The organism is Brachybacterium paraconglomeratum (assembly GCF_003994255.1).
Taxonomy (GTDB): Bacteria; Actinomycetota; Actinomycetes; order Actinomycetales; family Dermabacteraceae; genus Brachybacterium; species Brachybacterium conglomeratum.
The window spans coordinates 112,319-138,543 of the sequence record NZ_ML133853.1 but is presented as its reverse complement, the minus strand read 5'-3'; the positions used below and the strand labels follow the sequence as shown (position 1 = coordinate 138,543).

The window sequence follows — 26,225 nt, the reverse complement described above, 5'->3', positions numbered from 1 at the left end:
CTCACCGGCCCTCGCCGGCGACCTTCACCGTCATCCGCGCCGTCTCGCCGTTCACCGTGACCGTCACGGTCGCGGCGCCGCGGCGCAGCCCGGTCATCTCGCCGGTGCGCGGATCGACGCGGACGACGTCACGCCGGTCCGGATGCTCGTCGCCCGCTCCGCCGGTCGCGACATGCACCCCGGTGCCGCCCCACTGGGCGGTGACCGGCCACGCGACCGGCACCTCCCGGCCGTCCTGCGTGAGCGTCGCCGAGACCTCCCCGACCTCGCCCACCGCCAGCTGGTCCCGGCCCTCGACCGCGAGGGAGTCGACCCACGGGCGGGTCTCCGCCGCGAGCCAGTCGACCCGATCCTGCGTGGCGGGATTCCGGCCGACCACCCCCGAGGCCGGATCGATGCCCAGCATCGTCCAGCCCGTGAATCCGCCCGTCGCCGGCGTGCCCGCCGGGGACTTGCCCGAGTTGCCGTTCACCAGCGTGGTCACGCCCTCGACCGCGCCGCCGTGGAACACGCCCGCATGGGCGCTCACCAGCGCGACGGACTTGCCCGTCGTGCGCCGGAACTCGGCGAGCTGCTCCTCGATCGCCCGCGCCTCCCGCTGGTCGGACAGCTGGCTCGACTCGCTCGGCAGCGGATCGTCGGTCGGGTGGTGGAAGAACACGACCGCACCGGTCAGCGCATCGGACTCCGCCACCTCGCCCAGCTGCTCCTCGAGCATCTCGAGCTGGCCCAGGCCGTCCCCGGCGAGCGTGCCGGGGGCGCTGTTCATCGTGATGACCTTCGTCGCTCCGAGATCCTGCGCGGTCGACGTCGGCCCGAACGCCTCCTCGAAGTTCGCGATGTCCCCGCCCATCACCTCGTGGTTGCCGGGCACGTAGACGTACGGGATGTCGCTCGTCCACTCCTCCTCGAGGATCCGCTGGGCCAGGGCGAAGTCCTCCGGCGAGGCCTCGTCGACCAGGTCGCCGTTGATGACCAGCAGGTCCGGGGACGCCTCCCGGATCTCCCGCAGGGTGCGGCGCGCGCCCTCGACGGCGTCCGAGTCCGGCGAGGCGGCGACGAACTGGGCATCGCTCATCACCGCGATCCGCTGCGGACGGTCCGAGACGTCGCCGTTCGCCAGCAGCGCCGCGTCATGGATCCGCGGCTCCTCGGGCAGCTCGGCCTGCGGGGTGGTGGTCGCGCGGAGGTTCGCGACGGTGATGTCGCCCGTGTACTGCGCCTCCGGGCGGGTCTCCATGATCCGCAGGCGCTCGACGGTCAGCGGCTGCGGCAGCCCCTCCGGCACCGTGAAGCGCACGCTCTGCCAGCCCTCGCCGTCCAGGTTCTCGCCGTCGAGGTTCGTCACCGTGCCCTCGCCGTCGCGCACCTGCAGCCGGGGCCAGGCACCGCTGCCGTCGGAGAGCACGTCCATCGTCAGCGCCTGCGTGGAGCCCTCCACCGTCACCGGCTCGTCCGCGACCAGGTAGTAGCCGCGGGTCGCCGAGGAGGTGGTGAAGTCGTAGGTCATGCGCACGCCGGGCGTCGGCTCGCCGTCCTCGCCGGCCGGCCCCTCGGCCGCCTCGAAGGAGCCGGTCGCCCGAGCCGCGTCGTCGCTGAAGGCGGAGAGGTCCGAGAAGTCGAGGACCTGCTGCTCCTCGGTGCCGTGGGTGAGGGGGACCGTGGTCGACAGGCCCGCGGCGCGGAGGGTGAGCGTGCCGGTGGCGGCCTCGCCGGTCGCGCGCACGCCCCAGCTCCCCAGGCCGTCGTCGGTGACCTCGAAGCCGTCGGAGACCGTGGCCTCGACATCCGCCGTCTCGATCCGGGCGCGACGTCCGTCGGCGTCGTAGCCGGTCAGGGCCACGGTGCGGGAGGTCTCTGCGTCCGGGAGGTTCAGCGAGCGCTCCGAGGCCTGCAGGCCGACGGGCTCGCCGAGCACGCGCAGCTCCTGCCGTGCCTCATGGCCTGCGGCGGTGTAGGTGACGGCGCCGCCGCCGGGACCTGTGCCGCGCACGGCGGCGCCGGCCTGGTCGGACTGCTCGAGCTCCACCGCGCCCTCCGCGGTGAAGGCGCCGTCGGCCATCAGCGGGGAGAGGTCGGCGGCGAGACCGGTCGCCTCGGGAGATCGCTGCAGGCCGGGGAAGACGGCGTCCTCGCCCTCGAGGGCGAGGGAGGTCTGCACGTCGGCGAGCTCCTCGGCGGGGGCGTCGGAGTAGAACACCAGCGCATTGGGCACCTCGCGCACGACCCCGTCCGACGGGCTGTTCCAGATCGCCTCGCTCTCGCTGCCGGCGGTGCGGGCGGCCAGCGCCGAGGAGCCGCCGCCGTCGAGGTTGACGGCGTTGTGCGCGCCCATGTCCGAGAGGATCTGCCCCAGCTCCGGCAGGGTCATCCCCGTGGAGGCGGTGCTGCGGCCGTCCAGGACCAGCACGAACAGCTCGCTGCCGTCCCGGCTGACGCCCACGGCGGTGCGGGGATGGGAGGTCGTGACCAGGGAGTCCTCGCCCATGTCCGGCACCTCGCCGTCCTCGAGGATCTGGTGGCTGCCGGCGATGCCGAGGTCGACGTCCTGGTCGGGGCCGATCTCGATGTCGACCTCGTCGCCCACCTCGAGGTCCGCGACCATGCCGGCACCGTCCTCGCGGCCCAGCAGCACCTGTCCGTCCTCGGGGATCTCCGGGTCGCCGGCGGAGTCCTGCACCTCCGTGACCTCGGTGACCGTGCCGTCGACGATGGTCGCCAGGGCGATCTCCTCGGACATCGCCTCGGGCGCGCCGACGGGCCGGTCCAGCGTGTAGTCGCCCCACGCCGCGGTGTACACCCCGATCCCGTCCTCGGGCAGGGAGGGGTTGTTGATCCCCTCGAGCTCGCGGACGGCGCCGTCGGCCGTGGTGAGCTCGCCGGAGGCGGAGAGGGCCTGGATCGCGGCCTTCCCGTCCGCGAGCGTGAGGGCGGGCATCGCCTGGGAGGTGCCCATGCGCACGCCGTCGGAGCTCATCGAGGTGCGCAGCGGCGCATCGGAATGGTTGATGTCGAAGAAGGTGCCGTTGACCGCGGCGACGGCGCGGTCACCGCGCTCGCCGGCGTGCATCACGTCGCTCAGCGGGGAGCGGCCCGTGACGGTGCCGTCGTCGGTGACGTCGACCGAGAGGGTCGACTCCGTGAGGTCGGCGGTGAGGACGCTGCCCTCCTTCCAGCCGCCCTCCTCGAGGCGGGAGAAGGTGGTGAGGTCCAGGCCCGGCGCGACGCGGTAGTCCTGCGAGTCGCGCAGCACCCCGCCCTCGGCGAGCTGCTCGTCGGTGACCTCCGCCGCGGCGGGAGCGGTCGGGAGGACGGGGAGGAGGAGGGCGAAGGCCGCGAGGAGCGCGAGCCAGCGGGTCTGTGTGAGGGCGGGGGTGCGGGGCACGGAGGGCATCGAGGATCCTGCTCGCTGGAGGGGAGGGCCTCGAGCACCGTATGTGACCTGGGGGACACCTGGGTGGTGTCGGGGTGAACGTCGGGTGACCTGACATCGGTGTGAGGTCTGGTCGCCCTCACACCGATGTCAGGCGTCGTGCCAGGTCAGACGGCCTGGACCTTGCCGGTCACGCCGTGCGGGTCGATGACGTACTTCTTGGCGACGCCGGAGTCGAACTCGGCGTAGCCCTTCGGGGCGTCGTCCAGCGAGATCGCGGTGGCGTTGACGGCGTCGGCGATCTGGACACGGTCGTGGAGGATCGCCTCCATGAGCTGGCGGTGGTAGCGCATCACCGGGCACTGGCCGGTGGTGAAGCTGAGCGCCTTCGCCCAGCCGAGCCCGAGTCGCATCGAGAGCGAGCCGACCTTCGCGTTCTCGTCGACGCCGCCCGGATCACCCGTGACGTACAGGCCCGGGATGCCGAGCGCGCCGCCGGCACGGGTGATGTCCATGAGGGTGTTCAGCACCGTCGCCGGAGCCTCGGCCGCGTCCTTGCCGTGCCCGCGGGCCTCGAAGCCCACGGCGTCCACGCCCGCGTCGACCTCCTCGCGGCCGAGGATCCGGGCGATGCCCTCGCGCGGGTCCTCCTTCGAGACGTCGATCGTCTCGCAGCCGAACGTCGCGGCGTTCGCGAGGCGGTCCGCGTTCATGTCGGCCATGATCACGACCGACGCGCCGAGCAGCTGCGCGCCCACGGCGGCGGCGGTGCCGACGGGGCCTGCGCCCGCGATGTACACCGACTTGCCCGGGCGGACGCCCGCGGAGACCGCGCCGTGGAAGCCGGTGGGGAAGATGTCCGAGAGCATGGTCAGATCCAGGATCTTCTCCATGGCCTGGTCCTTGTCCGGGAACCTCAGCAGGTTCCAGTCGGCATAGGGGACCACCACGTACTCGGCCTGGCCGCCCACCCAGCCGCCCATGTCGACATAGCCGTAGGCGCTGCCGGGACGGTCCGGGTTCACGTTCAGACAGATCTCGGTGCGGCCCGTCTTGCACATCTCGCAGCGGCCGCAGGAGATGTTGAAGGGGACCGAGACCAGGTCGCCTTCCTTGATGAACTCCACGCCCGGTCCGGTCTCGACGACCTCGCCGGTGATCTCGTGGCCGAGCACGAGGCCCTCGGGGGCGGTGGTGCGGCCGCGGACCATGTGCTGGTCCGAGCCGCAGATGTTGGTGGTGACGACCTTCAGGATCGCAGCGTGGGGGAGCTTGCGGCCGACGTTCGCGGGGTTCACCCCGGGACCGTCCTTCAGCTCGAAGGTCGGGTAGTCGATGTCGACGACGTCGACCTTCCCCGGGCCCTGGTAGGCGATCGCGCGGTTGCTGGACATGGAGGCCTCCTTGCCTTCACGCGGCCCGCCCTCGCGGGCCGACTCCTCGAAGCCTCCGGGACGACTCGGAGGAGTGTCAATGGTCGCGGCGTAGCCTGGTGGGGAAGAGGTGAGCCGTGCCCGAGATCCATCAGACCTATGCCGCCGAGCTGCCCGAGCTCTCGACGCCGTGGCGGGCCGACGTCCCGCCGCGTCCGGAGCTCGTCTGGCTCGACGAGGAGCTCGCCCGCGAGCTGGGGCTGGATCCCGAGTGGCTGCGGGGCGAGGACGGGATGGCGCTGCTGACCGGGCAGATCGAGGGCACCGTCGCGCAGGCCTACGCCGGCCACCAGTTCGGCACCGCGAACCCGCAGCTCGGCGACGGGCGGGCGGTGCTGCTGGGGGAGATCGTCGACGCCCGGGGCAAAAGACGGGACCTGCATCTGAAGGGGGCGGGCAGGACGCCCTTCGCGCGGGGCGGGGACGGGAAGGCGCCGCTCGGCCCGATGCTGCGCGAGGCCGTGATCGGGCGCTGGCTGCACGCCTGCGGCGTCCCCACCACGCGCGCCCTCGCCGTGCTCACCACCGGGGAGAGGATCGCGCCGCGCCAGGGCGTCACGGACGAGCCCGGGGCGCTGCTGGTGCGGGTCGCCGCGAGCCACCTGCGGGTGGGGACCGTCGAGTACGCCTCCTGGCACCTGGGGCCCGAGGTGACGGGGCGGCTCGTCGACCACGCGATCGCCCGGCACCACCCGTCGGCCGACGGGCCGCTGGGGCTGCTGCAGGCCGTGTCCGAGGCGCAGGCGGAGCTGGTGGCGCAGTGGATGCTGCTCGGCTTCGTGCACGGGGTGATGAACACCGACAACATGGCGCTGTCCGGCGAGGGCATCGACTACGGGCCCTGCGCCGTGCTGGACGTGCACCGCCGCGGCGCCGTGTTCAGCTCGATCGACCGCGGCGGCCGCTACGCCTACGGCAACCAGCCCGGCATCGCGCTGTGGAACCTCTCCCGCTTCGCCGAGGCGCTGCTGCCGGTGATCGATGAGGAGCCGAATACTGCGGTGACCAGGGCGACTGCGGTCCTCGAGAGGTTCGAGAGCAGGTATCTCGACGCGTACGCCGACGGGCTCGCGGCGAAGCTCGGCGTCCGCGGGGAGCGGGGCGAGGTGCGGGAGCTCGGGGAGGAGCTGTTCACCCTCCTCGAGGAGCAGCGGGTGGACCACACGGGGTTCTTCCAGGAGCTCGGCGGGGGCACGGCGGCGGGGCTGTTCGCGGAGCCGGCACCGTTCGAGGACTGGTGGCGGCGCTGGGAAGCGCTGCGGGGCGACGGGGTGTCGGCCGACGAGGCCCGTGCGGCGGTGTGCCGCGCGAACCCCCTGTACGTCCCCCGCAACGTCCACCTCGAGGCGGCGCTGCGGGCCGCGCACCTGGGGGACACGGCACCGGTGCTGAGGACGCTCGACGCCGTGGGCTCGCCCTTCGAGCGGCGAGAGGGGCTCGAGGATCTGGAGGGGCCGGGCGACGGGGGCGATGCCTTCATGACCTTCTGCGGCACCTGAGGGGCACCCCCGAACGGTCGGTCGAGCGGGGGGCTCCGACTGCCGGGCGGTGCTAGCGTCGACGGTGTTCCCGACGGAAGGAGAGCCCCATGGCTGCCCTGGACGATCGACGCATCCTCGTGATGACCACCAACTTCGGCACCGAATCCGACGAGCTGATGAAGCCGATCGCCGCGCTGCGGGAGGCGGGAGCGACCGTGACGGTCGCGGCGACGGAGCCCGGCGTCGTGAAGACGCTCGCCGGTGATCGGGACCCCGGCCCCGAGGTCCCGGTGGATACCACCTACGACCAGGTGAAGGCCTCCGACTTCGACGCCCTCGTGCTCCCAGGCGGCACCCTCAACGGCGACCAGCTGCGCGCCGACGAGACCGTCCAGCACGTCACGCGCGCCTTCGCCGCGGACGCCAAGCCCGTCGCCGCGATCTGCCACGCCCCCTGGCTGCTCGTGGACGCCGGCCTCGCCGCGGGTCGCGACCTCACCTCGGTGCCCACGATCCGCAACGACCTCGTCAACGCCGGCGCGAACTGGACCGATCAGGAGGTCGTCGTCGACGAGGCGGGTGGCTATCGCCTGATCACCTCGCGCACCCCTGATGATCTCGACGCCTTCAACGCCGCGATCATCGACGCGCTCACCGCCTAGGAGGAAGTCCATGACCGAGAGCTTCGATCCGATCGCCGCCGAGCCCGACGAGACGAGCATCGACGACGCCCTGGAGACGGACCGGGTCGTCGCCGAGGGGCGCGACTCCCGCAACGCTGATGGGTACGGCTTCGACGAGGACGTCGCGCGCGGAGCCGACGAGTCCGCTGCCGCCGAGCAGGGCAACCGCGACGAGGACCGCATGGAGGCCGACGTCGACGACGAGCCGCTCGACCAGCTCGCCCGCGAGGACGGGGGACTGGACGAGATCCTCCCCGAGCAGGAACCGCCCCTGCCCTGACCTGCAGCGACGCCGTCCCCGTTTAATCCGTTGCTCGCGGGTGACGACGGGCCTACGGTGTGAGCACACAGGGAAGGAGGTGATCCGAGAAGTGATTTCTTATCGGACATGTGAGGTGGCTCGCCGCTGAGGCGACCGTTCCTACGGACGCGCAGCGAATACCACCGAGCTGCCGGGACCCCCAGGGGTCGGACCTCGTCCTTCCGACCAGCGCACCGCGCGACCTGGGGGTTCTTCCCTGCCCTGACGCCTGCGGGTCGATAGCCTCGTGCCATGACGACCTCGCCCCAGTACGGCCCCGTGGAGCTGATCTCCCCGCACCTCGACCCCAGCGCCGTGGTGCGCGGCGGCGCGCAGGACGCCCCGATCGTGCTGCTGATGCACGGGCTCGGCAGCGACGAGCGCGACCTCGCGAGCCTCGTGCCCTTCCTCCCGCCCGTCTTCGAGTACGTCTCCGTGCGCGGGATCTTCCGGTACGTGCAGGGCTTCGCCTGGTTCGACATGCCCGTGGCCCCGGACCGGCCCGAGGCGATCGAGGCCTCCTCCGCGGCCGTCGAGGAGTGGATCGCCGCGCAGGACCGCCCCGTCGTCGGCGCGATCGGGTTCTCCCAGGGCGGCGCCGTCGCCCTGCAGCTGCTGCGCCGCGATCCGCATGCGCTCCGGTTCGTCGTGAACCTCTCCGGCTTCCCGTTCCCCGCTGCGATGCAGGGCGATACCGCGCTCGCCGAGGTGCGTCCGCCCGCGCTGTGGGGCCACGGCGGGATGGACCCCCTCTACGATCCCGAGCGGGAGCAGGCGGTCCGCGAGTTCATGAGCGCGCACACTGCGCTCGAGGAGGAGCGCCGCCCGCAGCTCGGGCACGCGGTCGACGAGATCGAGCTCCGGGCCGTCGCCGCCTTCCTGCAGCGTCGGGCCGCCGACGCGGACGGGCGCTGAGCGCTCCCCCGCATTCCCTCCCGCCGTCCAGGGGGCGGGCTGTAGCATTCCTGCAATCCACGCCGAGAGACGGCGGGATCCCTAGGAGCACCAGGAGATCATGAGCGCCGCCAGCGACGCCCCCAGTGACAGTCCCAGGCCTTCGGGCCTGCACTCATTCACTTCCCACGGGGGGATCCTTCCATGGATCTGATCGGTCCCCTCGTCTCGCTGGCGATCGGGCTCCTGCTCGTGCTGGCCTGCGGCGCCTTCGTCGCCGCGGAGTTCTCCCTGATCACGGTCAACCGCAATGACGTGGAGGCCGCCGCCGAGAGCGGCGACAAGCGCGCCGGCGGTGTCCTGCGGGGCATGAAGACCCTCTCCACGCAGCTCTCCGGAGCGCAGCTGGGGATCACGGTCACCAACCTCGGCATCGGCTTCCTCGCCGAGCCCGCGATCGCGGCCCTCGTCGGCCCGCCGCTCGTGGACGCCGGGCTCAGCGAGGTCGCGGCCCGCTCCGCGTCCGTCGCCCTCGCCCTGGTCCTCGCCACCGGCATGACCATGATCTTCGGCGAGCTGGTCCCCAAGAACATGGCGATCGCGCAGCCCCTGCGCACCGCGAAGCTGGTCGTCGGCTTCCAGCGCCTGTTCAGCACGATCTTCGGCCTCCCGATCCGCCTGTTCAACGGCAACGCGAACGCGGTCGTGCGTGCGCTCGGCGTCGAGCCGCAGGAGGAGCTGAGCTCCGCCCGCAGCGCCGACGAGCTGTCCGTCCTGGTCAAGCGCTCGGCCGACGAGGGCGCCCTCGCCGAGGAGACCGCCTCGCTGGTGCAGCGCACCCTCGCCTTCGGCGACCGGCGCGCGCACGACGCGATGGTGCCCCGCGGCCGGGTCGACTCCCTGGAGGTCGAACAGACCGTCGCCGACCTGCTGGAGCTCGCCCGCGAGACCGGGCACTCCCGCTTCCCCGTGCAGGACGACGAGAACGAGATCGCGGGCGTCGCGCACATCCGCCACGGCCTCGCCGTCCCCTTCGACGAGCGGCCCACCACGAGGGTCGACGCCGTGATGGGGCCGGCGACGTTCGTGCCCGACACGGTGCCGCTGGACGACCTGATGGACACCCTCCGCGCCGGTGGCCTGCAGATGGCCGTCGTCGTCGACGAGTTCGGCGACCACGCCGGCCTCATCACCCTCGAGGATCTCGTCGAGGAGATCGTCGGCGAGGTCCGCGACGAGCACGACGAGGAGACGGACGACACCCCCGAGCCCGACGGCTCCTGGGATCTCGATGCGCGCATGCGCCCCGACGAGGCGACCGAGCGGCTCGGCGTCACCGTGCCCGAGCACGAGGACTACGACACTCTCGGCGGCCTGGTCACGATGGAGCTCGGCCGGCTGGCAGAGGTCGGGGACGAGATCGTCGTGGACACCGACCCGGTGCCCGGCGAGGAGCCGGCGCGCCTGCGGATCGTCGTCGTCGAGATCGACGGGATGCGGATCGAGACCGTGCACGTGATCGTCGAGGCGGCGCCCGACGAGACGGATGTGCGGGCCGAGGACGAGGAGGTGGCCCGATGAGCGACTACGTCGGCCTGCTGGCCACCCTGGTCCTGCTGCTCCTGAACGCCTTCTTCGTCGGCGCGGAGTTCGCGCTGATCTCCGCGAGGCGCTCCGTCATCGAGCCGAAGGCGCTCGAGGGGAACTGGGCCGCGAAGGTCACGATCTCCGCGATGGAGCAGGTCTCGCTCATGATGGCGGGCGCCCAGATGGGCATCACCGTCTGCTCCCTCGCGCTCGGCGCGATCAGCGAGCCCGCGATCGCGCACCTGCTCGAGGGCCCCTTCGAGGCGATCGGCGTGCCGGGTGCGCTCACCCACCCGATCAGCTTCGTGATCGCGCTGTCCCTGGTCACCTACCTCCACGTCGTCTTCGGCGAGATGGTGCCCAAGAACATCGCGCTCGCCGGCCCCGAGCGGATGGCGCTGATCCTGGCGCCGGTGCTGATGGGCATCGTCACCGTGCTGCGGCCGCTGCTGTGGCTGCTGAACTCCATCGGCAACCTCGTGCTGCGCATGATGGGCATCGAGCCGAAGGACGAGGTCACCAGTGCCTTCACCCGCAACGAGGTCGCGGCGATGGTGAGCGAGTCCCGCGAGGGCGGACTGCTCGAGGACAACGACGAGGCGCTGCTGCTGGGCGCCCTGCGCTTCGAGGCCCGCTCGGTCGCGAACCTGGTCATCCCGCTCGAGCAGGTCTCGACCCTGCCCGAGGGCGCCACCGCCGCCCAGGCGGAGGCCGCGGCCGTCGAGGGCTACTCCCGCTTCCCCGTGAAGGCGGCCGACGGGCGCCTGACCGGCTACGTCCACATCAAGGACCTGCTCGACGCCGTCCAGGCCACGCGCGACGACCCGATCCCCGCGGAGCGGATTCGGGTGCTTCCCCGGATCGGCGGCGACCAGCCGCTGCGCGACGCGCTCGCCGAGATGCAGGGCTCCGGCGCGCACCTCGGCGCCGCGACCGGTCCCGGCGGCGAGGTGATCGGCGTGGTCACCCTCGAGGACATGCTCGAGGAGCTCGTGGGCCAGATCCGGGACGACTCACGCGCGTACGCCTGAGGACGGGCCCGACAATGGGGTCATGACGACCTCTGGCATCGGCCCTGACGAGAACCTGTGGACGGCCGCGGTGCGGCGCAACCCTGAGCATGCGGCCGGCTACGCCGCACGCTGGAAGCGCCTCGCCGCGGCCGGACAGGACCTGGACGGCGAGGCGCGGCTGGTCGACGCCATGGCACCGCGCGGCTCGCGGATCCTCGATGCCGGGTGCGGCACGGGGCGGGTCGGCGGGCGTCTGGCGCGGGCCGGGCATGAGGTCGTCGGTGTGGATCTGGATGCGGATCTGATCGAGGTGGCACGGGCTGAGCAGCCCCGGGGCCGGTGGGAGGTGGGGAACCTCGCGGAGCTGGACCTGATCGATGGCGAGGGGGAGCGCGAGCAGTTCGATCTCGAGGTGTGTGCGGGCAACGTGCTGACCTTCCTCGCGGGGGCGGAGCGCCGGCCGGCGCTCACGGCGCTGGCCGCGCATCTCGCGCCGGAGGGTCGCCTGGTGGTCGGCTTCGGCCTCGACCGCGGCTACGCGGTCGAGGACTTCACGGCCGACGCCGCCGCGGCCGGGCTCGTGCTCGCCCAGCGCTTCTCCACCTGGGATCTCCGCCCGGCCGCGGACGACTTCCTGGTGGGGGTGCTCCAGCATGGGTGAGCCCGCTCCGATCGCGCAGTCGCGCTGGCGGGTGCTGCCCGTCGGCCTCGGACCGGCGCTGCAGCGCCAGGCCCTCCGGGCCTCCCTTCACGTGATGGTGGGCCTCGGGGTGCTCTTCGGGACCGTGGTCGTCGCCGGGATCCTGCTCGCGGCGGTGCTGGGCCTCCGAGAGCAGCGCATGCAGGGCGAGCTGGTGCGGCGCTGGCCGATGCGCGCTCCTGCGACTCCGGCGTCGCAGGAGTGAGCGCCCTCGGTCCTGCACGATCACGCTCGGGTGCGCGCTCACCTCGGCGATCTCGCGCAGTCGGGAGGTGAGCCGCGCCACCTTCGTGGTCGGGCGCACGCGGCGACGGCGCTCGCGGTTACGGTGGCCCCAGCACACCGACGTGTCCCCGGCCCCGGCCGGGCCCACCGCAAGGGGCGCCGAATGAACGCATCGCTTCCGATCCCCCCGCCGCTGCCCGCCGCGGGGCGGACCGCCTCCGCGAGCCCCCGCCCGCGCCCTGCCGCGGAGCGTCCCGCGGCCGATGCGGTCCCCGTCTTCTTCATCTCCGACTCCACCGGCATCAGCGCCGAGACGATGGGCAACGCGCTGCTGCTGCAGTTCCCGTCGGTCCCCTTCGAACGTCGGCTGATCCCCTTCCTCCGCACCGTCGAGGAGGCGCGGGAGGTGCGCGAGGACCTCGACGCGGCGATGGACGGCGAGATCGCGCCGCTGGTGTTCCTCACCGTCGTCGACGAGTCGGTGCGCGAGGAGCTGCTGCGCACCCGCGCACCCGTGATCGACTTCGTCAGCGGCCATCTCGCCCAGCTCGAGGCGCAGCTCGGCGTCACCGGCGACCACGCCCCCGCCCGGCTCCACGGCGTCGGCGACTCCCGCCGCTACAACCGCCGCATGCAGGCGGTCGAGTTCGCGATCGAGCACGACGACGGGCAGTCCGTTCGCGCGATCGAGAAAGCGGATGTCGTCCTCATCGCGCCGTCCCGCTGCGGGAAGACCCCCACCTCGATGTACCTCGCGCTGATGCACGGGATCTTCGTGGCGAACTACCCGCTGGTGGACGAGGACCTGGCCGGCGAGGTGCTGCCCGGCTCGATCTCCGCCGTCGCGGACCGCTGCTTCGGCCTGCTGACCTCTCCCGAGCGGCTGACCGCCGTGCGCTCCGAGCGCCGCGCCTCCTCCCGCTACGCCTCCCTCGAGCAGACCCGCTGGGAGCTGTCGAGGGCCCGCCGCGTGTACGACACGCACGGCATCGACTTCGTCGACTCCTCCAGCAAGTCGGTCGAGGAGATGTCCACCCTGATCCTCCAGTCCCTGGCTCGCCGCGGCACCACCGCCCGGTGAGCGTCCCCACCCCGAAGGAGCAGCAATGACGCAGAGCATCCGTTGGTTCTCCGAGCTCGGCATGGCCGATCTCGAGCAGGTCGGAGGCAAGAACGCCTCCCTGGGCGAGATGGTCTCGAACCTCTCCGCCCTCGGGGTCGCGGTGCCCGACGGCTTCGCGACCACCGCCGACGCCTATCGCGAGTTCCTCGGCGCGACGGGCCTTGCCGAGCGGATCGATCAGCGGCTGCAGGGCCTGGACACCGACGACACGATCGCGCTCGTCGAGGCGGGCCGCGAGATCCGGGCGCTGGTCATCGAGCAGCCCTTCCCCTCCGCCCTCGAGGAGGGGATCCGCGAGGCCTACGAGAAGCTCGCCGCCGGCAGCGGCGAGGAGGCGTCCTTCGCGGTGCGCTCCTCGGCGACCGCCGAGGACCTGCCGGACGCGTCCTTCGCCGGGCAGCAGGAGACCTTCCTGAACGTGCGCGGCATCGACGACGTGCTGCTCGCGATCCGGGAGGTGTTCGCCTCGCTCTACAACGACCGGGCGATCGCCTACCGCGTCCACCACGACTTCGAGCACGCCGCGGTCGCGCTCAGCGCCGGCGTGCAGAAGATGGTCCGCTCCGACATCGGCTCCTCCGGCGTCATGTTCACCGTCGACACCGAGTCCGGCTTCGACCAGGCCGTGTTCATCACCTCCGCCTTCGGGCTCGGCGAGGGCGTGGTCCAGGGCGCGGTGAACCCCGACGAGTTCTACGTCCACAAGCCCGGGCTGCGCGAGGGCCGGCCCGCGATCCTCAAGCGGCAGGTGGGCGAGAAGGCCACCAAGATGATCTACACGACCGACACGGCCGTCGGCCGCACCACCGCCTTCGTCGACGTCGACCCCGCCGAGCGGGTCCGGCTGTCGCTGACCGACGAGCAGGTCACCGAGCTCGCGACCCAGGCGCTGGTCATCGAGGAGCACTACGGGCGGCCGATGGACATCGAGTGGGGACTCGACGGGGCCGACGGGAGGCTCTACATCCTCCAGGCCCGCCCCGAGACCGTGCAGTCCCGCGCCGGGAACACCGTGGAGAAGTACCTGCTGGCCTCCCGAGGCCCCGTCCGGGTGGAGGGCCGTGCGATCGGCGCCCGGATCGGCGCCGGCCCCGTCCGGGTGCTCGACACGATCGACCGCATGCACGAGTTCCAGCCCGGCGAGGTGCTCGTCGCCGACATGACCGACCCCGACTGGGAGCCGATCATGAAGCGCGCCAGCGCCATCGTCACCGACCGCGGCGGCCGCACCTGCCACGCCGCGATCATCGCCCGCGAGCTGGGGATCCCGGCCGTGGTCGGCACCGGCACCGCCTCCCGCGAGCTGGCCGACGGCGACGAGGTCACCGTCTCCGCCGCCGAGGGCGACACCGGCTACGTGTACGAGGGGATCCTCGACTACTCGGTCTCCTCCTCCGAGGTGGACTCGATGCCTGCGCTGCCCACGAAGATCATGATGAACGTCGGCAACCCCGAGCAGGCGTTCTCCTTCTCCCGGCTGCCGAACGCGGGCGTGGGCCTGGCGCGGCTGGAGTTCATCGTGAACCGCCAGATCGGCATCCACCCGCGCGCCCTGCTCGAGCTGGACCGGCTGGAGCAGGACGAGCCGGAGATCGCCGCGCAGGTGACGGAGCGGATCAGCGCCTACGAGGGGCCGCGGGAGTTCTTCGTCCAGCGCGTCGCCGAGGGCGTGGCGACCATCGCCGCGGCCTTCCACCCCGAGCCGGTGATCGTGCGGATGAGCGACTTCAAGTCCAACGAGTACGCGAACCTCCTGGCCGGCACGCTGTTCGAGCCGGAGGAGGAGAACCCGATGATCGGCTACCGCGGCGCCTCGCGGTACCTCTCGGAGGACTTCGCCGACTGCTTCGCGATGGAGTGCGAGGCGCTGCGGTACGTGCGCGAGGACATGGGGCTGACCAACGTCAAGCTCATGATCCCCTTCGTGCGCACCCCCGCCGAGGGCAAGGGCGTGATCGACCTGCTCGCGAGCCACGGGCTGGTGCGCGGAGAGAACGGGCTCGAGGTGATCATGATGTGCGAGATCCCCTCGAACGCCGCGGTGCCGGAGCTGTTCCTCGAGCACTTCGACGGCTTCTCGATCGGCTCGAACGACATGACCCAGCTGACGCTGGGCCTCGACCGCGACTCGGCGCTGGTCGCCGACGCCTTCGACGAGCGGGACCCGGCGGTGAAGTTCATGCTGGGGCGTGCGATCGAGGCGTGCCGGGCGGCGGGGAAGTACGTCGGCATCTGCGGGCAGGGTCCGTCGGACCACCCGGATCTCGCCGAATGGCTGCTCGAGCAGGGCATCGCCTCGATGTCCCTGAACCCGGACACGGTGGTGGACACGTGGCTGCGGCTGGCGAAGCTGAGCGGCGGGCAGGGCGGCGGCGAGGTGGGCTGACTCTCTGACGCGTCGCGAGCTCCCCGGCGATCCGTCGCGCGGGGAGCTCGCGGCATGGTGGGCTAGGAGCGTTGCCGGGCGCGGTCGGGCCCTGCTCCGTCAGGCCGCTCCGTCAGGCTCGGTCCTCGTCCTTCATCACCGGCATCTCGCCGGTGCGGGTGGCGTGGCTGCCGCCGCTGGGCTGCGACGTGACGGTGGTGAGCAGGAAGGCGCAGTCCTCGAGCGCCTCGACGGCGTGGCGGAAGTGGGTGAGCGCGTCGAGGTCGCCGGCGCGCAGCTCCGCCTCCTCCTGACCGGTCACGCGCACGCTGCCGCGCACCACCTGGATCGACGCGGCGGGCGGGGAGTTGTGCTCGGGCAGGCGCACGCCGCGGCGCAGCGCGATGACGCTCTGGCGCAGCGGACCGTCGCTCACCAGGACCTCCGCGTGGCGTCCGTTCTCGGCGGTGCGGGCCATGGTCATGGCCTTGGTGATCGCGTCGGGCAGGGCGGGCATGGGGTCCTCCTCCTCGGGAGTGGCGTCGGTCCCTTCCCAGTATCTCGCGGGGGTCGGGGTGCCGCTGTGGAACGGGGGAAGTCGAGCCGGGCGATCGGCCGGGCGCGGCCCGAGGGCCGCTGGTCGTGACCGTCGGCGGAACGGTGTGCTGGGAGCGAGCAGCGGTGCTGTCGAAGAAATCGGCGTACGTGATGTACGTGATGTACGTGCTTTTCTGCAGCAGCCCTGCTGGTCGCTGTGGTCGCTGCTGTCGTTGGTGCCGTTGTCGTCGCATGGGCGCGGGAGAGCGTCGGCACGGGCCGTGTCAGCTGGTCGAGAGGCCGGAGGCGGCCTCCTTGGCGAGGTCGAGCATGGTGCGCTCGCTGATGCCGAGGACGCGGGCCGCGGCGGCGACGTCGCGGAACTCGGGCTCTCGGCGCACGACGGCGCCGTCCTGGTCGCGGGCGATCTTCACGGCGATGCGCTGGCCGCGCACCTCGACCTCGGTGAACTCGCGGGTGCGGATGATCCGCTCGACCCGGTGCATCCGCACGCCGAGGGTCCCGGTGCGGTCCATGAGCAGGGCCGCGGCGGGGCCCTCGGAGCCCTCGCGGACCAGTGCGTGGATCGTGACGGCGGGGCGGCCGTGCTTCATCGAGATCGGGACGAGCCAGGCGTCCAGAGCGCCCGCGTCCAGCAGCTCCTCGAGGACGCGAGGCCAGAGACGAGGGTCGAGGTCGTCGACGTTCGCCTCGAGCTGGAGGGCGGAGGCGGGGGTGGCGTGGGCGTCGGGCGGGAGATCGTCGGCAGGCAGCTCGTTCGCGGCGAGGGTGCTGGGGGCGGGGGCGAGGTCTGATGCCGCGGGATCGGCCGAGGCGGGATCGGCCGAGTCGGGGTCGGTCGCCCGCGGTGCCGTGGACCGGGGTGCGGTCGTCGGAAGCGCTGCGGAGAGCTGCCCGGCGGCGTGCGGCTCGGCGGTGAACGGGCGGCCGACGAGGACACGGACGACATTCGGGCGGCCCGGGGTGTCCTTGGTGCCGGCGCCGACGCCGAGCGCCTCGGTGGCGATCATCGGCTGGGGGCCGGCAGTCGCGGCGAGGCCGCGAAGGAGGGCGACGCCGGTGGGGGTCGCGAGCTCGCCGATGCCGGGGGCGACACCGGAGGGGACGCGCCGGCCGCCGTGCTCGTGAGGGCCGCCCTGGGCGTGGGCGGGCAGGGCTGCGTCGGAGTCGGGGACGGGGACCGGGTCGTCCGAGTGTGGGTGGGCATGGCCGTGGTCCTGCCCGCGGTCTGCGCCGTGATGCTCGCCGTGGCTGTGCATGTGCGCGTCGGCGTGCGAGTGGCTGAGATCGTGACCGTGTGAGGGCGCGTGCCCGCGCGGGGGGAGGATCTCGCCGGCGACCGTCGGCCAGCCGAGGGCGAGGCGCGCGACCGCGGGGACCGGGACGGGGATGTCGCCGTGCGCGGCGCGGATCCGGCCCGAGCCGACGGCGAGAACGCTGCCCGTCGCCTCCTCGATGCCGAGCTGCCGCCACGCCTCGCACGCCCCGATCACGTCGGCCAGGGAGTCCAGCGCTCCCACCTCGTGGAAGTGGACCTGGTCGGCCGGGACCCCGTGGGTCGCGCCCTCCGCGTCGGCGAGGCGGCCGAAGACGGCGAGGGCGAGGTCGATCGTGCGGCCCGGGACCTCGGCGCGGCCGCGTGCCTGCTCGAGCAGGTCCCGGATCGAGGCCCATGTGCGGTGCGGCGGGTCGTCGACCAGCACCTCCACGTCGACCTTGAGCGCGCGCTGCCCGCCGCGGTCCACGTCGGAGCGGAGGAAGCGCACCGAGTCCGGGACCAGCGCGTCGAGCACCCGCTGGACGCCCGCGAGGTCCGCGCCGGCGTCGACGAGCGCGGCCAGCAGCATGTCGCCGGCGATCCCGGCGGTCGCGTCGACGAAGGCGGTGCGGGGCGTGGCGGGATCCATGACCGGATCGTATCGGCACCGCCTCCTCGGACCACCACGACCACGGCCCGTGGATCGGGCAGAATGCGGGGGTGACCTCTGCTTCCGCACCCGCGCCGCGTGCCCGGCTCGACGACCTCGTCGCGGGCACGACGCTGCAGTTCGGCCACTTCGCGCGGGAGATCCGGGCGGAGCGGCCCGAGGAGGTGCGGCCCGCGCTCGCCGAGATCGAACAGGCCGTCGCCGACGGCACCTGGGCAGTGGTGATGATCGCCTACGAGGCCGCCGCCGGGCTCGACCCCGACGCGCAGGTCCACGCCGGGCAGGACGGTCTGCCGCTGGTGTGGGCGGGGATCGCGGAGGCCCCGGACCCCGACCCCGCCCCGCTCACCCCCGCGGACGGGTACGCGCTCGAGCCCTGGCAGCCCGACTGGACCCGGGCCGAGCACGCCGAGGCGATCGCGGCCGTGCGGGCGGCGATCGCCGAGGGCGACACCTACCAGACGAACCTCACCACCCGGCTCCGCTCGCGCCTCGTCGGAGACCCATACGGCCTCTACGGCGACCTCGCCCACCGTCAGCGCGGCGCCCACCACGCCTATCTCGAGCTCGGGCGCCACACCGTCGTCTCGGCGAGTCCCGAGACCTTCCTGACCTGGGACGGGAACGAGATCACCACCGCGCCGATGAAGGGCACCGCCCCGCGCACAGGCGATCCCGCGACGGACGAGGCGGCGCGGGAGATGCTCGCGACAGGGGAGAAGGACCGCGCCGAGAACGTCATGATCGTGGACCTGCTGCGCAACGACATGGCCCGGATCAGCGAGCCCGGCAGCGTCGAGGTCACCGAGCTGCTCGGCGTCGAGGAGTACCCGACCCTGTTCCAGCTGGTCTCCCGCCTGCGCTCCCGGCCCCTGCCCGGCACCGGCCTCGCGGGCGTGCTCGGCGCGATGTTCCCCTGCGGCTCGATCACCGGCGCCCCGAAGCTCTCCACGATGGAGCTGATCAGGCGCCTCGAGGACACCCCGCGCGGCGTGTACTGCGGCGCGATCGGCGTCGTCTCCCCGGGCTGCGAGGGGGAGCCCCTGCGGGCGAGCCTGTCCGTCGCGATCCGCACCGTCGTCATCGACCACGAGGCCGGCGGTGCTGCCGTCTACGGCGCGGGCGGCGGCGTGACCTGGGGATCCACGGCTGACGGGGAGTACGACGAGCTGCTGGTCAAGGCCGCCGTGCTGCCGACGGGACAGCGGGAGCCCTTCGCGCTGCTGGAGACCTTCGCTGTGAGGGACGGACGTGCGCAGCACCTCGAGCCCCATCTCGAGCGACTGCGCGGCTCGGCCGAGCGCTTCGGGATCGGGATCGACGAGAGGGCGCTGCAGGCCGCGCTCGGGCAGGTCGCCGCGCTCGGGGGCGAGCAGCTGGTGCGGCTGCGGCTGCGGCGCGACGGGAGCGTCTCCGTCGAGCCCCGCCCGCTCACTCCCGCGCCGGAGCCGGTGCGGCTCGTGCTGGACGCGCAGCCCACCGATTTCCCCGTCGGGCTCAGCGCCCACAAGACCACGGTGCGCGATCACTTCGACGCGGCGCGTCAACGGCACCCGGAGGACGATGACGTCATCCTCCGCGGGGCTCACGGACGCCTCGTCGAGACCACCGTCGCGAGCCTCGCCCTGCGCCTGGACGGCACTTGGTGCACCCCGCCGCTCGAGGACGGCTGCCTCGACGGGGTGGGGCGGCGCCTCGCGCTCGAGGCAGGGGAGCTCGTGGAGCGGCAGCTGACGGCCTCCGACCTGGAGAGGGCGCAGGAGATCGCGGTGGTCAGCTCCGCACGCGGGTGGCGTCGGGCGGTGCTGGCGGAGGGCTGACGACGCCTGCCCGCCGCTTGTCCATGGGGAGTCCTCCCCATTCCCACCCCCGTCGGCCGCGCCTAACGTGCGCGGAGGAGTGGTGCGACGACGGGCGAGGGGGACGGTCATGAGGACTCGGGACGAGTCGGGGCAGACGAGGACGCCAGGGGCGGGGCCGCGGGTGGCCGCGCTGCCCGGGCCCTCGCGACTGGTGCGGATCAGCGAGGGGGCCTTCGCCCGGGTGCGTGAGCTCGCGCTCGGTGAGGAGCCCTCCCCTGAGCTCACCGAGGAGCAGGTCGTCGAGCTCGAGCTCGCCGGACTCCTCGTCGACTCCCCGGACGACGAGGACGCGCTCGTCCTCGACCAGCACTGGGAGCAGCTGCTGCGCAGCGGGCTGCGCTCGCCGGTCGGCGCCGAGCTCGTCTGCGTCGACGGGGACCGCGGCTGGACCACCACGCTGCGGATCGCCGGACGATTCGTGCTGGTCATCGACCAGGAGCACGAGGTCAGCGCCGACGAGACGACGATGCGGCTCGGCCGACGCTCGAACGCCGTGCTGCTGGGCCTGGCGACCATCGAGCACCTGGGCGCGCTCGTGCGGTCCCTCGTGCCGCAGCGCCCCGCCTTCACCGACGCGGAGCCCGCCCCCGCCCCGGATCACCTCGCCGACGCCCCGTCGATAGCGCAGGTGCAGATGGTCGTCGTCTCCTCCCCGACCCCGGAGGAGACCACCGTCGGCGGCGGCTCCTGGTACGCGCTCGGGCAGCACGGCGAGCAGCTCGCCGTGCTGGTCCCCGGCGAGGACGGCGCCGAGGTGCGCGAAGCCGCACCCGGCTCCCTCGCCGATGCGCTGTGCGCGAAGGTGATCGGCGCGATCGACCACGTCACCGCCCACGCCGCGGGGAGGGCCGCCTGATGAGCTTCCAGGGCATGGACACCGAGCAGGTCACCGGACAGTCCGAGGCGCTCGCCCGGGCGGCGCAGCGCCTCGAGGGACTGCTCGGCGACCTCGACGGCAGCGTCCGGTCGGTCGCCTGGGTCGGCCCCGACGCCGACGCCTTCCGCGAGCAGTGGGGGAGCACCCATCGCGAGGGCGAGTCGCTCGTCCTGCCCGGGCTCGAGGACCGCTCCCGCGAGCTGCAGCAGCACGTCGAGGAGCAGGACCGGGCCTCCGAGGACGGCGACGGCGGCTGGTTCGGCGACATGATGGACTGGCTGGGGGACACCGCCGGCGACGTCGTCGACGCGATCGGCGACGGCATGGACTGGCTGGGCGACCGCATCTCCGACGGCGCGGACTGGGCCGGCGACCGGATCGGCGAGGGCCTGGACTGGCTCGGGGACCGCGTCCAGGACGGGAAGGACCTGGTCAGCGCTGCGATCGACGCCGTGCGGGACTTCGAATGGCCGCGCTTCACCGAGGTGCTGGTCGACGGGGCCACGGGGCTGGTCCGCGGCGCGAACGGACTGGTCGAACTCGTGACCGGGGTGGACCACCACTGGGGCGACGACGGCACCGGCTACGCGGACGCGCCCGTCCCGGTCACCGGCGAGGAGTCCGGCCTGGTGCCCCCGAGCGACCTCTCCCAGATCATCGCGAACACCCAGCAGACCTACGGCGACAAGGAGACCGGCGAGGTCTCGATGAGCGTGGTCGGCAACCCGCCCACCGGCGTGATCGTCAACATCCCCGGCACGGAGCAGTGGGGGCTGAGCGCCGGGGACAACCCGATGGACCTCACCGGCAATGCGCTGCAGGCGGGCTCCGGCGGCTGGTCCGCCGGCTCCCAGGCGACGGCCGACGCGATCGCGCAGCTCTATGCGGACAACGACATCCCGCCCGGCACCCCGCTGATGCTCAACGGCCATTCGCAGGGCGGCATGATCGCCTCGAGTCTCGCCGCGAACGAGGACTTCGCCTCGCAGTACAACGTCACCAACGTCATGACCTACGGCTCGCCGGTGGACAACTACTCGGTCCCCTCGTCCGTGAACCAGCTGAACATCCAGCACGGGTCGGACCTCGTGCCCCGCATCGACGCCGAGGGCTCGTACATGGGGCCGGTCGTGCCGGGGCCCAAGGGCATCCCGATCCCGCTGCCGGTCCCGAACCCCTCCGAGCTGCTCGCGAACCAGAACATCGGCTCCGGCAGCACCACCACGGTGACGCTCGACAGCCCCGGCTCGAACATCTTCGACGTCGGCACCAACCACAGCGGCGCCGAGTACCAGAACTCCGTCCAGACCCAGCTGCAGGACCCGAACTCGGCGCTCTCCCAGTACAACCGGGACCCGAGCCTCGCACCCTTCCTCACCGGAGATCCCGGCAACGTCCAGCACTACAGCTCTGGCGTGCACCGTGAGAACTGAGGCGTCGCGCGGTGACGGTGGGGGATGATGGGCCGATGAGAGGCGTCGGCCGCAGAGGAGTGCTGGTGGGGATCGTGGGAAGCCTGCTCGCCGCGTGCGGACTCGGCGGGCGCAGCGACGTCGGCGCCGTGCAGGACGCGCTGCGCACCGCCGTCGAGGCGCTGCCCGAGCACCTGGATGGCCTCGTGCAGTTCCAGGACTCCACCAACGCCGGCACCACCATCGGCGGGGTGCTCGTGCTGGCGGGGGAGGACCGGGCCGGCGTCGAGCAGTCGCTGCTCACGGTGCTGGAGACCGTCTCCCGGACCTACCGCGAGCAGCCCGGGGTGCGACGGGCCTTCGTACGGATCGAGGCGCATCCCGAGGGCGACGCCGCGACGAGGGTGCTCGCCGCGGATGTGGTCGAGCCGGCCTCGGGCGCGAACGTCACCACCGACGACCTCGAGGCGCAGCTCGGCGGCTGAACGCTCTGCTCAGCGCGCGACGTCGAGCTGACCGACCCAGGAGATCGGGGAGACCCGGCCCTCCTCGAGCTGGTACTGGCAGCCGACGATCCCGAGCCTGCCCTCGGCGACCGCGTCGGAGATGACGGTGGACTGGCGCATGAGGGCGTTGACCGTCTCGTCGAGGTGGCGACGGCCCACGGCGTCCACGTCGATGAGCGAGGGGTCGACGTAGGGGCTGACCTGCTGGGTCGCGAACCACTCCTGCTGCACGGCCGGGCGGATCTCTTCGAGCTCCTTGCGGATCGCGGGGGTGACCTCGCTGGGGTTCGCGGTGGTCTGGTCAATCGCGGCCTTCACCGCGCCGCAGGAGCCGTGGGCGAGCACCACGATGACGGCGACGCCGAGCTCCGCGACCGCGAACTCCATGGTCGCGACCGTGTTCTCGTTCGCGATCTGGCCGATGTTGCGCACCACGAAGAGATCGCCCAGGCCGCAGTCGAAGAGGATCTCCGCTGCGACGCGCGAGTCGGAGCAGCCCAGGAACGCAGCGTTCGGCGCCTGCGCCCCGGTCAGCTCGGAGCGACGGGCCGCGTTCTGCTGCGGGTGACGCAGCTCCCCGGCCATGAACCTCTCGTTCCCCTCGGCGAGGGCATCCCAGGCCTGCTGGACGGTGACGCGGGGAGTAGTCATGGGGGCGATCCTTCGTGGTGGGGTCCGCCGGGCGGGTCCGCTCGGCGCAGGGGCGCGACCTCGCGGGCTCACGCCCCGCCGCAGGATACTCCCGCGTCCGCTCCGGCTCCGTGGCGTCCGCCGTGAAGGGGGTCGCCTCAGGCCTCTTGCAGCGGCGGGAGCGCGTCGGCCGCGGTGGGATAGCTGGGCTGGGCGCCCTCGCCGGTCGCGGCGAAGGCGCCGACGCGGGAGGCGAGGCGGGCGGCGGTGGCGAGATCGTCGCCGCGGGCGAGACCGAGCGCGAGCGCGCCGATGAAGGCGTCGCCGGAGCCGGTGGTGTCCACGGCCTCGACCGGGGCGGGCGGGATGCGGCGCACGCCGGCCTGGTCGGCGACCAGCGAGCCGTCGGCACCGAGGGTGAGGACGGCCGAGGGGATCCCCGCCGCGCGCAGGGCGGCGACGACGGCGTCGGGATCCTCGGGCGCCTCCTGGCCGGGGACGAGCTGGGCGAGGACGAGCCCGGCCTCGTGCTGGTTCACGACCAGCGGGTCCGAGGCGCGCAGCACTGCCGGATCCAGCTCCATCACCGGTGCGGGGTTGTGGAGGAACCTCCCCGTGACCAGGGCGGGCAGCGCCTCGATGCCGTCCCGCGGGATCTCCCCCTGGCACACGACGATGCGCGCTGCGGAGATGACCTCGGCCGCGGCCCGCACTCGGCCGGCGTCCATGGCATCGTTCGCGCCCGCGATGACGACGATCGAGTTCTCGCCGTCCTCCGCGACCGTCACGATCGCCAGTCCCGTCGGCCCCTCGATCTCCGCGACATGGCCGAGGTCGACTCCGGCCTCACGCAGCGCGGACAGCGCCGCCTCGGCCTGGACGTCGGAGCCGACGGCACCCACCATCGCGACCCGTGCGCCGAGGCGCGCGGCGGCGACGGCCTGGTTCGCGCCCTTGCCGCCGGGGAGCATCTGCCCGCCCGTGCCGTGCAGCGTCTCCCCGGGCCGGGGATGGCGCTGCACCTGCGCGAGGAGGTCGACGTTCACGGAGCCGACGACGACGATCGTGCCGTCGGGCGAGGAGGCGGTCGCAGCGGTCATGACGGGAAGCCTACGGTCAGGCGGCGTGGTCCACGCAGGTCCTCGCGGTCGGCCGGACCTCGAGGCGGGCGCGCGGGATCGGCCGGGCGCACACCTCGCAGATGTCGTAGCTGCCGTCCTCGAGCCGCTGCTCGGCGGCGTCGAGATCGACGAGGTGCTGCTCGGCACCGGCCAGCAGAGCCTCGGTGCGGGAGCGGTCCACGGCGGTGGTCTGCCCCTCGGGGTCGTGCTCGTCGTCGGTCGAGGTCAGCGCCATCCCGTCGAGGATCGCGGCGTGGTCGCGCCGCAGCGCCGCGATCCTCTCCCGGGTGCGAGCCCGCTCGGCCTCGAGCAGGTCACGGAGGTCGTCGGAGAAGGTTCAGCCCTCCGCGCCGGAGATGTTGACCTGCCACACGATGCCGAAGCGGTCGGTGAAGGCGCCGTAGACGTCGCCCCACATCTGCTTCTCGAGCGGCATCGTGATCTCGCCGCCCACGGACAGCTTCTCGTATGCGCCGCGCAGCACCGCCTCGTCATCGCCCATCAGGGAGAGGGTGACGTTGGTGCCGCGGGTGTACTCGCCCATCCCCTCGATCACGTCGGAGGCGTACAGGCGGATCAGGTCGGTGACCTCGAGCGAGCCGTGCATGATCTTCTCGGCGGCGGGATCGCCCTCGGGGACCGCCTGGAACTCCCCGAAGGTGGCGAACTGGGGCGTGGCCCCGAGGGCCTCGCCGTAGAACTCGAACGCCTCGCGGGCGTTGCCGTCGAAGTTGAGGTAGGGATGCAGTGCAGCGGGCATGGCGGACGTCCTCCTCGGCGTCGGCGCCGGCTCGGTGCCGGGCGCTCGGGGAGAGCGTAGGCACAGGGGCCGACAGTCCACCAGGGGCGATGCGACGGACGGCCCGTGACCTGCGGTCGCCCCCTGCGTACGCTCGTCCGCGTGACCTCCTCGCCCACGATCTCCCTGCGCCGACGCCGCTTCGCGCTCTACGCCCTGTTCCTGCTGCCGGGCCTGAGCATGTCCGCGTGGGTCACCCGCACGCCCGCGGTGCGGGACCTGCTGGACGCCTCCACTGCGCAGATGGGGCTGGTGCTCTTCGGCCTCTCGATCGGGTCGATGCTGGGGATCCTCTCCTCCGGACCGCTCGTGATGCGGCTCGGCACCCGTCCCGTGGTCCTCGCGGGGTCGACGCTGGTGGTCGTCGCACTGCCCACGATCGCGCTCGGCGCCTCGATGGGGCAGCCGCTCCTCACCGCCTTCGGCCTCGCGCTGTTCGGCGGCGGGATGGGCGGCGGCGAGGTCGCCATGAATGTCGAGGGCGCCGACGTCGAGAGGCTCGGCGGGCGCTCCTTCCTTCCGTCCCTGCACGGCTGCTTCAGCCTCGGCACGGTGATCGGGGCGGTGCTCGGCATCCTCGCCAACGGCGCGGGCTTCCCGGTGGTGCCCCATCTGGTGGCGACGGCCGCCGTCGGCGCGGGGCTGCTGCTCTGGGCGATGCGCGCGATCCCCACCGGGACCGGGAGGGTCACCGCCGCCGAGCGCGCCGCGCAGGCGGCGACGCCGCGACCGGCGATCTGGAAGGACCTGCGGCTGGTGTGCATCGGCGGAGTCGTGCTCGCGATGGCGCTCGCCGAGGGCACCGCCAATGACTGGCTGCCGCTGATCATGGTCGACGGGCACGGATTCGGCGCGACCATGGGCTCGCTCGTGTTCGCCCTGTTCGCGGCCTCGATGACGATCGGCCGCTTCTCCGGCGGGCCGATCGTGGAGCGCGTCGGCCGCTCCCGCGTGCTCCTGGTCAGCGCCCTGTTCGCTGCGACCGGGCTCGCGCTCATCGCCTACGTGGACAGCCAGGTCGTGGCCGTCGTCGCCGTCGTGCTGTGGGGGCTCGGCGCCTCCCTCGGCTTCCCGCTCGCGCTCTCCGCCGCCGGCGACTCCGGCCCGGACTCCGCCGCGCGCGTCGCCCTCGCCTCGGTGATCGGCTATCTCGCCTTCCTCGTCGGCCCGCCGACGCTCGGGTTCCTCGGCGAGGAGATCGGGCTGCGCGGCGCGCTCGTCGTCCCCCTCGTGGTCGCGCTCCTCGCGGCGGTGCTCAGCCCCGCCACCGCGTCCCGTCGGCCGACGGAGGAGGAGCAGCTGGGGACGGCGGAAGCAGGGGGAGGGTCCGCGGCGTCTGTTCTGTGAGGTGATC

Annotated in this window: 23 protein-coding genes; 15 read left to right on the top strand and 8 right to left on the bottom strand. The window is 72.8% G+C overall.

The window, feature by feature from the left end; translation table 11 throughout:
* Position 1 precedes the first annotated feature (1 nt).
* Together DS079_RS06650 and fdhA are read right to left on the bottom strand one after the other, a co-directional pair.
* Positions 2–3,394, bottom strand: coding sequence for a phosphodiester glycosidase family protein (locus tag DS079_RS06650; protein WP_126985958.1), 3,393 nt, complete (start codon positions 3,392–3,394; stop codon positions 2–4).
* A 146-nt stretch (positions 3,395–3,540) separates the two neighbouring features.
* On the bottom strand, positions 3,541–4,767 hold the full coding sequence (gene fdhA, locus DS079_RS06645) for a formaldehyde dehydrogenase, glutathione-independent (RefSeq protein ID WP_126985956.1): 1,227 nt from the start codon (positions 4,765–4,767) through the stop codon (positions 3,541–3,543).
* 116 nt (positions 4,768–4,883) lie between these two features.
* Between fdhA and DS079_RS06640 the strand changes: the two genes are divergently transcribed.
* The 10 genes from DS079_RS06640 to ppsA all read left to right on the top strand — a co-directional run bounded on the left by DS079_RS06640 (position 4,884) and on the right by ppsA (position 15,199).
* A complete protein-coding gene (locus DS079_RS06640; protein ID WP_126985954.1) occupies positions 4,884–6,305 on the top strand; it encodes a protein adenylyltransferase SelO in 1,422 nt (473 codons plus the stop codon).
* 89 nt (positions 6,306–6,394) lie between these two features.
* Positions 6,395–6,949 (top strand): type 1 glutamine amidotransferase domain-containing protein, encoded by a 555-nt coding sequence (locus DS079_RS06635; RefSeq protein WP_126985952.1) that lies wholly within the window; start codon positions 6,395–6,397, stop codon positions 6,947–6,949.
* Positions 6,950–6,959: 10 nt separating this feature from the next.
* A complete protein-coding gene (locus DS079_RS06630; protein WP_126985949.1) occupies positions 6,960–7,250 on the top strand; it encodes a hypothetical protein in 291 nt (96 codons plus the stop codon).
* 273 nt (positions 7,251–7,523) lie between these two features.
* Positions 7,524–8,186 (top strand): alpha/beta hydrolase, encoded by a 663-nt coding sequence (locus DS079_RS06625; RefSeq protein WP_126985947.1) that lies wholly within the window; start codon positions 7,524–7,526, stop codon positions 8,184–8,186.
* Between the two features lie 183 nt (positions 8,187–8,369).
* Positions 8,370–9,746, top strand: coding sequence for a hemolysin family protein (locus tag DS079_RS06620; RefSeq protein ID WP_126985945.1), 1,377 nt, complete (start codon positions 8,370–8,372; stop codon positions 9,744–9,746).
* Positions 9,743–10,783 (top strand): hemolysin family protein, encoded by a 1,041-nt coding sequence (locus DS079_RS06615; protein ID WP_126985943.1) that lies wholly within the window; start codon positions 9,743–9,745, stop codon positions 10,781–10,783. The genes DS079_RS06620 and DS079_RS06615 overlap by 4 nt, the downstream gene beginning before the upstream one ends.
* Positions 10,784–10,805: 22 nt before the next feature.
* The gene (locus tag DS079_RS06610) at positions 10,806–11,426 is read left to right on the top strand and encodes a class I SAM-dependent methyltransferase (protein WP_126985942.1); all 621 of its coding nucleotides are present in this window, start codon (positions 10,806–10,808) and stop codon (positions 11,424–11,426) included.
* On the top strand, positions 11,419–11,670 hold the full coding sequence (locus DS079_RS06605) for a hypothetical protein (protein WP_126985940.1): 252 nt from the start codon (positions 11,419–11,421) through the stop codon (positions 11,668–11,670). Before DS079_RS06610 ends, DS079_RS06605 begins: the two co-directional genes overlap by 8 nt.
* A gap of 183 nt (positions 11,671–11,853) precedes the next feature.
* Positions 11,854–12,771: a pyruvate, water dikinase regulatory protein gene (locus tag DS079_RS06600; protein WP_126985938.1), complete on the top strand. Its 918-nt coding sequence runs from the start codon at positions 11,854–11,856 to the stop codon at positions 12,769–12,771.
* Positions 12,772–12,796: 25 nt separating this feature from the next.
* The gene (ppsA, locus tag DS079_RS06595; RefSeq protein WP_126985936.1) at positions 12,797–15,199 is read left to right on the top strand and encodes a phosphoenolpyruvate synthase; all 2,403 of its coding nucleotides are present in this window, start codon (positions 12,797–12,799) and stop codon (positions 15,197–15,199) included.
* Between the two features lie 112 nt (positions 15,200–15,311).
* Here the strand turns inward: ppsA and DS079_RS06590 are convergent, their stop codons facing one another.
* Positions 15,312–15,695, bottom strand: a complete 384-nt coding sequence (locus tag DS079_RS06590) for a cupin domain-containing protein (RefSeq protein WP_062946962.1) — start codon at positions 15,693–15,695, stop codon at positions 15,312–15,314.
* 304 nt (positions 15,696–15,999) lie between these two features.
* Positions 16,000–17,643: a nickel pincer cofactor biosynthesis protein LarC gene (gene larC, locus DS079_RS17600; protein ID WP_126985934.1), complete on the bottom strand. Its 1,644-nt coding sequence runs from the start codon at positions 17,641–17,643 to the stop codon at positions 16,000–16,002.
* Between the two features lie 71 nt (positions 17,644–17,714).
* On the opposite strand from larC, the gene pabB reads away from it, so the two are divergent.
* The 4 genes from pabB (at position 17,715) to DS079_RS06565 (ending at position 22,300) form a co-directional block, all read left to right on the top strand.
* A complete protein-coding gene (gene pabB / locus DS079_RS06580) occupies positions 17,715–19,484 on the top strand; it encodes an aminodeoxychorismate synthase component I (RefSeq protein WP_126985932.1) in 1,770 nt (589 codons plus the stop codon).
* Positions 19,485–19,593: 109 nt separating this feature from the next.
* The gene (locus DS079_RS06575; RefSeq protein WP_241237574.1) at positions 19,594–20,382 is read left to right on the top strand and encodes a hypothetical protein; all 789 of its coding nucleotides are present in this window, start codon (positions 19,594–19,596) and stop codon (positions 20,380–20,382) included.
* Entirely contained in the window at positions 20,382–21,836 is a 1,455-nt protein-coding gene (locus DS079_RS06570) for an alpha/beta hydrolase family protein (RefSeq protein ID WP_126985928.1), read from the top strand. The genes DS079_RS06575 and DS079_RS06570 overlap by 1 nt, the downstream gene beginning before the upstream one ends.
* Positions 21,837–21,901: 65 nt before the next feature.
* Positions 21,902–22,300: a hypothetical protein gene (locus DS079_RS06565; RefSeq protein ID WP_126985926.1), complete on the top strand. Its 399-nt coding sequence runs from the start codon at positions 21,902–21,904 to the stop codon at positions 22,298–22,300.
* A gap of 9 nt (positions 22,301–22,309) precedes the next feature.
* On the opposite strand, the gene DS079_RS06560 is transcribed toward DS079_RS06565, so the two are convergent.
* The 4 genes from DS079_RS06560 to DS079_RS06545 form a co-directional block, all read right to left on the bottom strand.
* Positions 22,310–22,972, bottom strand: coding sequence for a carbonic anhydrase (locus DS079_RS06560; RefSeq protein ID WP_126985924.1), 663 nt, complete (start codon positions 22,970–22,972; stop codon positions 22,310–22,312).
* A 137-nt stretch (positions 22,973–23,109) separates the two neighbouring features.
* On the bottom strand, positions 23,110–24,051 hold the full coding sequence (locus DS079_RS06555) for a ribokinase (protein WP_126985922.1): 942 nt from the start codon (positions 24,049–24,051) through the stop codon (positions 23,110–23,112).
* Between the two features lie 16 nt (positions 24,052–24,067).
* Positions 24,068–24,307 (bottom strand): TraR/DksA family transcriptional regulator, encoded by a 240-nt coding sequence (locus tag DS079_RS06550; RefSeq protein ID WP_309298676.1) that lies wholly within the window; start codon positions 24,305–24,307, stop codon positions 24,068–24,070.
* Between the two features lie 102 nt (positions 24,308–24,409).
* Positions 24,410–24,832, bottom strand: coding sequence for a VOC family protein (locus tag DS079_RS06545; protein WP_126985918.1), 423 nt, complete (start codon positions 24,830–24,832; stop codon positions 24,410–24,412).
* Between the two features lie 141 nt (positions 24,833–24,973).
* On the opposite strand from DS079_RS06545, the gene DS079_RS06540 reads away from it, so the two are divergent.
* Complete coding sequence (locus DS079_RS06540) at positions 24,974–26,218, top strand: MFS transporter (protein ID WP_126985916.1); 1,245 nt, start codon at positions 24,974–24,976, stop codon at positions 26,216–26,218.
* Positions 26,219–26,225: the final 7 nt, after the last annotated feature.

What these genes read in the sequence shown, in the direction of transcription:
- DS079_RS06650 (WP_126985958.1), bottom strand. Translation starts at nt 3,394, where the DNA reads ATGCCCTCCGTGCCCCGCACCCCCGCCCTCACACAGACCCGCTGGCTC.
- fdhA (WP_126985956.1), bottom strand. Translation starts at nt 4,767, where the DNA reads ATGTCCAGCAACCGCGCGATCGCCTACCAGGGCCCGGGGAAGGTCGAC.
- DS079_RS06635 (WP_126985952.1), top strand. Translation starts at nt 6,395, where the DNA reads ATGGCTGCCCTGGACGATCGACGCATCCTCGTGATGACCACCAACTTC.
- DS079_RS06630 (WP_126985949.1), top strand. Translation starts at nt 6,960, where the DNA reads ATGACCGAGAGCTTCGATCCGATCGCCGCCGAGCCCGACGAGACGAGC.
- DS079_RS06625 (WP_126985947.1), top strand. Translation starts at nt 7,524, where the DNA reads ATGACGACCTCGCCCCAGTACGGCCCCGTGGAGCTGATCTCCCCGCAC.
- DS079_RS06620 (WP_126985945.1), top strand. Translation starts at nt 8,370, where the DNA reads ATGGATCTGATCGGTCCCCTCGTCTCGCTGGCGATCGGGCTCCTGCTC.
- DS079_RS06615 (WP_126985943.1), top strand. Translation starts at nt 9,743, where the DNA reads ATGAGCGACTACGTCGGCCTGCTGGCCACCCTGGTCCTGCTGCTCCTG.
- DS079_RS06610 (WP_126985942.1), top strand. Translation starts at nt 10,806, where the DNA reads ATGACGACCTCTGGCATCGGCCCTGACGAGAACCTGTGGACGGCCGCG.
- DS079_RS06605 (WP_126985940.1), top strand. Translation starts at nt 11,419, where the DNA reads ATGGGTGAGCCCGCTCCGATCGCGCAGTCGCGCTGGCGGGTGCTGCCC.
- DS079_RS06600 (WP_126985938.1), top strand. Translation starts at nt 11,854, where the DNA reads ATGAACGCATCGCTTCCGATCCCCCCGCCGCTGCCCGCCGCGGGGCGG.
- ppsA (WP_126985936.1), top strand. Translation starts at nt 12,797, where the DNA reads ATGACGCAGAGCATCCGTTGGTTCTCCGAGCTCGGCATGGCCGATCTC.
- DS079_RS06590 (WP_062946962.1), bottom strand. Translation starts at nt 15,695, where the DNA reads ATGCCCGCCCTGCCCGACGCGATCACCAAGGCCATGACCATGGCCCGC.
- larC (WP_126985934.1), bottom strand. Translation starts at nt 17,643, where the DNA reads ATGGATCCCGCCACGCCCCGCACCGCCTTCGTCGACGCGACCGCCGGG.
- DS079_RS06575 (WP_241237574.1), top strand. Translation starts at nt 19,594, where the DNA reads ATGAGGACTCGGGACGAGTCGGGGCAGACGAGGACGCCAGGGGCGGGG.
- DS079_RS06570 (WP_126985928.1), top strand. Translation starts at nt 20,382, where the DNA reads ATGAGCTTCCAGGGCATGGACACCGAGCAGGTCACCGGACAGTCCGAG.
- DS079_RS06560 (WP_126985924.1), bottom strand. Translation starts at nt 22,972, where the DNA reads ATGACTACTCCCCGCGTCACCGTCCAGCAGGCCTGGGATGCCCTCGCC.
- DS079_RS06555 (WP_126985922.1), bottom strand. Translation starts at nt 24,051, where the DNA reads ATGACCGCTGCGACCGCCTCCTCGCCCGACGGCACGATCGTCGTCGTC.
- DS079_RS06550 (WP_309298676.1), bottom strand. Translation starts at nt 24,307, where the DNA reads ATGGCGCTGACCTCGACCGACGACGAGCACGACCCCGAGGGGCAGACC.
- DS079_RS06545 (WP_126985918.1), bottom strand. Translation starts at nt 24,832, where the DNA reads ATGCCCGCTGCACTGCATCCCTACCTCAACTTCGACGGCAACGCCCGC.